We start from the raw sequence: 7,343 nt of genomic DNA on the forward strand, positions 1-7,343 counted from the left end.
CTTAGCGCTTTTTTCGTTTGAAACTAAGACTACTCGTGCTTGTGTCTATTTTCTTTGGAAGTTTAGAATGTAAAATTTCTTCCAAAAATCGATGATACTGCGGATAGGTATGTAAGTTGTTGTGCCCGCCATCAATAATAGTGTACAAACGAGTACGTTTTGCATTTATTTTAGACAACTTAATACTAGTCTTAAATGGAATTAACTTGTCATTTGTACCATGAATAATTTTTATGGGACATTTCACATATTCAATCCACCGATATGTTTTAATAGGAAAACGCAATAAAAGCGACATGGGCATTATGGGCATGTACTTTTTAGCAATATGGCGCATACTGTAATAGGGTGCGTCTAATATCAACATGCGGGGGTTATTTGTGGAGGCAAGTTTTGCGGCAAAGCCTGACCCAAGAGATCGACCATACAGAACAATATACTTTTCTTCAACCTGTTTTTTTAATTCATCATAGGCATATTGAAGATCCTTTTTGATGCCTTCTTCGGTTCGCATACCTGTACTCTTACCAAAACCGCGATAATCTATCATTAACACATCAAAACCATGCCGCGTAAAATCGATAGCGAACTTCCCCCACCCTTTTAAACTTCTAGAGTTTCCTTTCAAGTATAGCACAATTCCCTTTGGTTCTCGCACTTTAAAATGAACGCCGTTGAGGTTTACGCCATCGTCAACTTCAATATTATATTCATCAAAAACCTGATTTGTATATTGAAACTCAAAATCTTCAGGTAACTTTTCAGGCTTAAAAATGAGTCGTTCTTGTAAAAAGTAAGCTACAATATTTAACAGGATAAATAGACCTATAACAATACTGATTATTAGGCCCCAATTCATTATTTCAGGTTTTTAAGTATAAAGTCTAAATTGCTGTTGGTATTTAAACAAGTTGCATACGCATGATTATTATGTGTTATCCTGTTAGCCAATCCCAAATTATATAATGTTTCAATCGTATTTTCATAGTCCATTGAAACCTTACCAGTTAAAAGATTATCCATGGAAACATTATTTTTATACCTACCAAATATTTTGGCAAGTCCGCTCAAGTAAAGTCGATCTTTTGTAAATCCGCCACCCCTATGCGCTCTCATGGTAATAGTGAAGGCATCATCTCTATTCAGTTTGTACTGTCCATGAATTAAATCAAATGTATCAGAAAAGTTATAACCTTTTATTAAACTATCAGATGCTAAAACCCTATATGACAATAGTTTAAGTCTTTTCAATGTTAGCGCTCCACACATGTATTCACTAAAGACTGCTAAGCCCTCTTGCGTTTCAACATTATTTGGTAATCCGTTTGAGAATATTTTTAAAGGTTGCAACAAACCATTATATGTGGTTACTAAATGCACCCCTATTTCATGATTTGCTAAAGTCTGTAATTGGTTTTTACTAAACTTAGCATTTTTTTTAAGAAATAAACTTTGCTTAGCATTACTTACCATAGCATCGGCAGCAATACTTGTTGAGAATTTAATATTTAATGGAAAATGGTATTGTTTAGCAAAATCTTCAAAGTATATTTTTGCTTGTTCAGCGTTATACACTTTTTCTACATCTACAGTAGGAGGTTCATTTTTAAAATGCAAGATAAACTTAGCATTATTAACATCTTTCTCTTTTGGTGTTCCATAAATTCTAAGCGAATTATAATGAAACTTGCCTTTATCACCAATAGATTCTATACACTGAATCATGTTAGAATAATAATAAATAGTATCCTGGTATAATTTTCTTATCTCGTCGTCTTCTATTCTTTCTAAACGCTGCGAAAAGAATAAACGATGCAATTTATAGGGTTCAAATTTTAACTTAGAATATCTAAACTGAGGGTCAATAGTATACTTTGATGCAAAAAAACCAGCTTTTGCCTTTTCAATATTTTGTGGATTGACATGTGTTAGTAATTCTATTCTGTTTACTAAGCGGTCAAGGTTGGCATCTATTTCAAAAATAGCTGCATGCTTATTGGTTATTTCAGGCTCAACTATCATATGGATTGTCCCATCAATTAAAAGATTTAAAAATGGCAAACCAAAAATTACGGCAATTACAGGAAAATTACAACAACGTAATTATTTTACAGCATCGTAATTATCATCCCAATTTTGAGGTTTTGGATCATGCAACTTATCTACCGATTTTGCAACAATGGTAGCTACAGTAGCATCACCTGTAATGTTTACTACGGTTCTAAGCATATCTAATGGTCTATCCACTGCAAATATAAGTGCTAAACCAATGGCATATTTATCTGGCGGAAAACCAACTGATTCCAAAACAATTACTAACATTACCATTCCCGCTCCTGGCACTGCAGCGGTACCAATTGAAGCCAAAAGAGCCGTAAGCACAATTGTTAATTGTGCACCTAGTGGAAGGTCAAAACTTAGTGCTTGAGCTATAAATACAGCGGCAACTCCTTGATAAAGGCTAGTTCCATCCATATTTACCGTAGCGCCTACTGGTAAAACAAAACTGGAGACCTCCTTATCCACACCAACATGTTCTTCAACACGCTCCATAGTAACGGGTAAAGTAGCTGCACTAGAACTTGTCGAAAAGGCCAATAGCTGAGCAGGACTAAGTTGTTTTAAAAACCAAAAAGGATTTTTCTTAGCAAAAACCGCTACCAAAGTAGCATAGAATACAATCATTAATAATAGTCCTAGAGTAACAACACCGGCATATTTTAAAAGCGCTAATAATATTTCTGGGTCACTTGAAGAAACCACTACATTAGCCAATAATGCAAATACAGCATATGGAGCAGTTAGCATAATTAAGTCAACCATTTTTAAAACGACATCATTTAAAGAATCAAAGAATTGTTTTAATGGTTCTGCCTTTTTCTCCCCAATTAACAACATAGAAATCCCCATGAAAATCGTAAAAAAGATGACTTGCAGCATCAACTGGTTATTACCCAATGCGCTTACAGCATTATCAGGGACCATATCTTCCAAAAACTTCAAAGGCCCACTCTCTTTTTGCCTAGTTGCCTCTTCTAATTTTGCAGTTACTCCTTTATCATTAGCATAGGTAGAAGTCAACTTGTCAATGGTTTCTTCAGAAATACCATTACCCGGTTCTATAATATTTACAAGTAATAGCCCCAGTATAATGGCAACAGTCGTCGTACCCATATAGATTCCAATAGTACGCAAACCTATATTCCTAAATTTCGAAATATCCTTTAAATCGGAAATACCTTTTATTAGAGATGCTAGAATTAATGGAACGGCAATAAGTTTAAGTAGTTTAATGAATATAGTTCCGAGGGGTTTTATCCAATTCGCTACAAATTCTGGTCCCCATTCAGGAAAAGTCATGGCAAAGCCAAAAACTAAACCCAAAACCATGCCTATTAAAATTTTCCAGTGTAATTCTAGTTTTCGCATATATTATTGGTTTAGGCTTGTAAGATACCAATTTGATGCGAAAATGCGCAAGGCGAAACCCTATAACTTTATCGTTCTATTTAGAAGGGTGAAATCAGCCAAAACTAAAGCGGTCATTGCTTCTATAATAGGTACTGCACGTGGCACCACACAAGGGTCATGTCTTCCTTTTCCTTTGGTTTTTACAGGATTGCCATCTTTATCAATAGTGTCATAGGCCTGTAAAACAGTAGCAACAGGTTTAAATGCAACACTAAAATAAATATCCATCCCATTACTTATTCCACCTTGCACGCCACCACTATAATTAGTTTTTGTTGTGCCATCAGTGTTAAATTGATCATTATGTGCACTACCCTTCATGGTAACTCCTGCAAAACCGCTACCGAATTCAAATCCTTTTACGGCATTAATCGACAACATTGCTTTCCCTAATTCAGCATGAAGTTTATCAAAAACTGGTTCTCCCAATCCAATTGGCACATCTTGAGCAACACAAGTAATTACACCACCAATAGTATCGCCTTCTTTTTTAATCCCTTTGATATATTCTTCCATTTTAGCCGCTGCTGTGGGATCTGGACAACGTACAGGATTAGATTCTATAAGAGTAAAATCTAATTCTTTATAATTCTTATCTAACTTTAATTCTCCTACTTGAGATACAAAAGCATTAATTTTGATACCAGATAGCACTTGTTTTGCAATAGCCCCTGCTACTACTCTACTTGCGGTCTCTCTAGCCGAACTTCTTCCTCCACCACGATAATCTCTAAACCCGTATTTCTGATCATAAACATAATCGGCATGTGACGGCCTGTAAGAATCTTTAATATGCGAATAGTCATGTGATTTCTGATTCGTATTATGAATTGCAAATCCGATTGGTGTACCGGTTGTTTTACCTTCAAAGATACCAGAGTAAAATTCTACCGTATCTGGTTCTTTTCGTTGTGTAACTATTGCAGATTGCCCAGGTTTTCTACGATCTAAATCTTTTTGAATCGCATCCAAATCCAAAGTTAGTCCTGCAGGACAACCATCTAAAACACCACCAATGGCTCTACCGTGTGATTCTCCAAATGTTGTAAGTCTAAAAAGTGAACCGAAAGAGTTGCCTGCCATTAGTTAAAATATTTATTTAATTTACAAAGGTAAATCTTAATGAAGAGATAATAAAATCAATCGATTAAAGCATTTTTAAAAATTGTAATCGGGTGCAAAGCCTTTCGTTTAGTTCCATCGTAAATCTGATGTCTACAGCTAGTACCATTGGCTGCAATAATCACATTTTCTTCAGATTTACGAATAGCTGGAAACAACTTCAACTCCCCTACTTTCATACTAGTTTCATAATGCTCTGTCTCATAACCAAATGAACCAGCCATACCACAACAACCAGAACTAATAATAGAAACGGTATAATTTTCTGGCAGGTTTAACATATCGAAAGTCACTTTTTGATTGCTCAATGCTTTTTGATGACAATGATTATGAATTTTTACAGTCTTGTGCTCTTTAGTAAACTGACTTGGTTTAATAACACCTTGTGCAATTTCATCAGCCAAAAATTCTTCAATTAAAAAACATTGTTCTGCTAAAGCATTAACCGATTCTAAATCATCGACCAATCTTTTATACTCATCTCTAAACGTCAAAATTCCTGAAGGTTCTAATCCTACAATTGGCAACTTATCTTTTATATAAGGTTTTAATGTTTGCACATTATTATTTGCCAATTTTTTAGCTTGCTTCAAAAAGCCTTTAGAAAGAAATGTCCTTCCACTTTCCCCATAAAAAAGTTCAACTTCATAACCTAACTTAACCAAAACATCAATAGCATCTTTACCTTGCTCAATATCTAGGTATTCCGTGAATTCATCAATATATAAAATTACTTTTCTAATAGGTTTATCTATTTCTAATTCAGAATTTTGAAGGTGTTTATTGAAATTAAAACTATAGACCTTAGGCAAACTCCGCTCACTTGCTACATTAGACAACTTTTTAATCAATCCGCCGGTTAAACTAGAAGAAAAAAGCAAGTTAGTTAGCCCCGAAAGCTTACTTCCCATTTTATTAAAGCGTGTGTTGTGAGCAAATAATTTTGATCGAAACGAATACCCATTCTTTTCTTGATATTGATATTGAAACTCTGCTTTTAAGGCAGCGATATCTACATTACTTGGACACTCACTAGCACATGCTTTACAACTTAAACAAAGGTCAAAAACCTCCTTTAATTCATGATGGTTAAATTTATTTGGCTTTTCTGAAGTTGTCAAAAACTCTCTTAGCGTATTTGCCCTCCCTCTTGTTGTGTTTTTTTCATCTCGCGTGGCATGATAACTCGGGCACATGGCACCGGCCATCTTTTCAGTTTTTCTACAATCACCGCTTCCATTACATTTTTCAGCAGCACGAAGTATACCTTGACTGTCTGAAAAATCCATTAAAGTTTCTACCTTGGGCTCCACTCTATCAATATCATAACGCAAGAACTTATCCATTGGATAGGCATCCACTATTTTACCTGGATTAAATATGTTCTCCGGGTCAAAATAAGATTTTATGCGTCTCAACAATTCATAATTACTTTGTCCAATCATAAGCGGTATAAACTCCGCTCTTACAATACCATCACCATGTTCACCACTAAAAGAACCTTTATATTTTTTGGTGAGCACAGCAACATCTGTTGTAATTTCTCTAAATAGTTTTACATCATCCGATTTCTTAAGGTTTAGAATTGGACGTAAGTGTAATTCTCCCGCGCCGGCATGGGCATAATAAACAGCTGATTGATTATGTTTTTTCATAATCAATGTAAACTCAGCAATAAACTCTTTTAAATCTTCAATTGCCACGGCAGTATCCTCAATACAAGCAACAGCTTTCCGATCACCGACCATATTGCCTAACAAACCTAGTCCTGCTTTACGAAGCTCCATGGCTTGCTTTACCTGACCTCCTTTTAAAACTGTAATTGAATAACTTAGTCCCGAAGTTTTAATGGTCGCAATTAAATCGTTCACTTGCTTTTCCAAATCAATTTCAGTATCCGCTTTTAACTCCAACATTAATACACCGGCAGGGTCACCTTCAACAAAAAAGCGGTTTTTTATTTGTTCTCTATTGTTTTTGGTACAATCAAGAATTACTTTATCCATCATTTCACAAGTGTGCAGACCATGCTCCATTACAGGAACTACATCAGATAAAGTATCTTCGAGGGTATGATATTGTGTTACTACCATTGCCGAAAGCTCGGGTGGCAATTCGCATAAATTCAGTGTTATTTCAGTAGTAAAAGCGAGAGTTCCTTCACTTCCTGAAAGCAATTTACAGAAATTGAATTGCTCATTCACATCACCAAAAACATCATTTTTAAGCAATTCATCTACCGCATATCCGGTATTTCTTCTATGTATTGATGCTTTCGGGAACTCGGTTGCAATTTCTTCCCTTATACTACTAACAGAAAGCTCTTTATAAAGATTTTTGTAAAGTGAACCTTCAAATGTATTCAGTTCGCTCTTTTGAGTAAATTCTTGTTTTGTTAGTGCTGAAAACTCAACTTCATTACCATCAGCAAGTATTGTTTTTAATGACAACACCACATCTCTAGTTACGCCATATTGAATTGAAGTGGTACCTGATGAATTATTACCAACCATTCCCCCAATCATACACCTATTAGATGTAGAAGTATTTGGACCAAAAAACAAACCATAAGGTTCCAAATACTGATTTAGTTCATCACGAATTACACCAGGCTGAACAGTAACAGTTTTGTTTTCGATATCAAGATTCAGAATTTTGGTAAAATGTTTAGAAACATCAACTACCAAACCCTCGCCCACACATTGGCCTGCAAGAGAGGTGCCAGCAGTTCTTGGGATAATTCCTATTTT

Annotated in this window: 5 protein-coding genes; all 5 read right to left on the reverse strand. The window is 35.2% G+C overall.

The genetic code is table 11. The features are described 5' to 3' along the window. Position 1: 1 nt before the first annotated feature. Positions 2-859: an alpha/beta fold hydrolase gene (locus tag ABJF52_RS00550; protein ID WP_348144742.1), complete on the reverse strand. Its 858-nt coding sequence runs from the start codon at positions 857-859 to the stop codon at positions 2-4. Next, positions 859-2,022: a flavohemoglobin expression-modulating QEGLA motif protein gene (locus ABJF52_RS00555; RefSeq protein ID WP_348144756.1), complete on the reverse strand. Its 1,164-nt coding sequence runs from the start codon at positions 2,020-2,022 to the stop codon at positions 859-861. The genes ABJF52_RS00550 and ABJF52_RS00555 overlap by 1 nt, the downstream gene beginning before the upstream one ends. An 81-nt stretch (positions 2,023-2,103) precedes the next feature. Then, positions 2,104-3,429 carry a dicarboxylate/amino acid:cation symporter gene (locus ABJF52_RS00560; RefSeq protein ID WP_348144745.1) on the reverse strand — a complete coding sequence of 442 codons (1,326 nt, stop codon included), beginning with the start codon at positions 3,427-3,429 and terminating at the stop codon, positions 2,104-2,106. Positions 3,430-3,489: 60 nt separating this feature from the next. Next, a complete protein-coding gene (aroC, locus tag ABJF52_RS00565; protein ID WP_348144748.1) occupies positions 3,490-4,554 on the reverse strand; it encodes a chorismate synthase in 1,065 nt (354 codons plus the stop codon). 56 nt (positions 4,555-4,610) lie between these two features. Then, positions 4,611-7,343, reverse strand: a 2,733-nt coding sequence (locus ABJF52_RS00570) for an FAD-linked oxidase C-terminal domain-containing protein (protein ID WP_348144751.1), incomplete at its 5' end; no start/stop codon positions are given.

This window comes from Aurantibacter sp. (assembly GCF_039941195.1).
Lineage (GTDB): Bacteria > Bacteroidota > Bacteroidia > Flavobacteriales > Flavobacteriaceae > Aurantibacter_A.

What these genes read in the sequence shown, in the direction of transcription:
- ABJF52_RS00550 (WP_348144742.1), bottom strand. Translation starts at nt 859, where the DNA reads ATGAATTGGGGCCTAATAATCAGTATTGTTATAGGTCTATTTATCCTG.
- aroC (WP_348144748.1), bottom strand. Translation starts at nt 4,554, where the DNA reads ATGGCAGGCAACTCTTTCGGTTCACTTTTTAGACTTACAACATTTGGA.
- ABJF52_RS00560 (WP_348144745.1), bottom strand. Translation starts at nt 3,429, where the DNA reads ATGCGAAAACTAGAATTACACTGGAAAATTTTAATAGGCATGGTTTTG.
- ABJF52_RS00555 (WP_348144756.1), bottom strand. Translation starts at nt 2,022, where the DNA reads ATGATAGTTGAGCCTGAAATAACCAATAAGCATGCAGCTATTTTTGAA.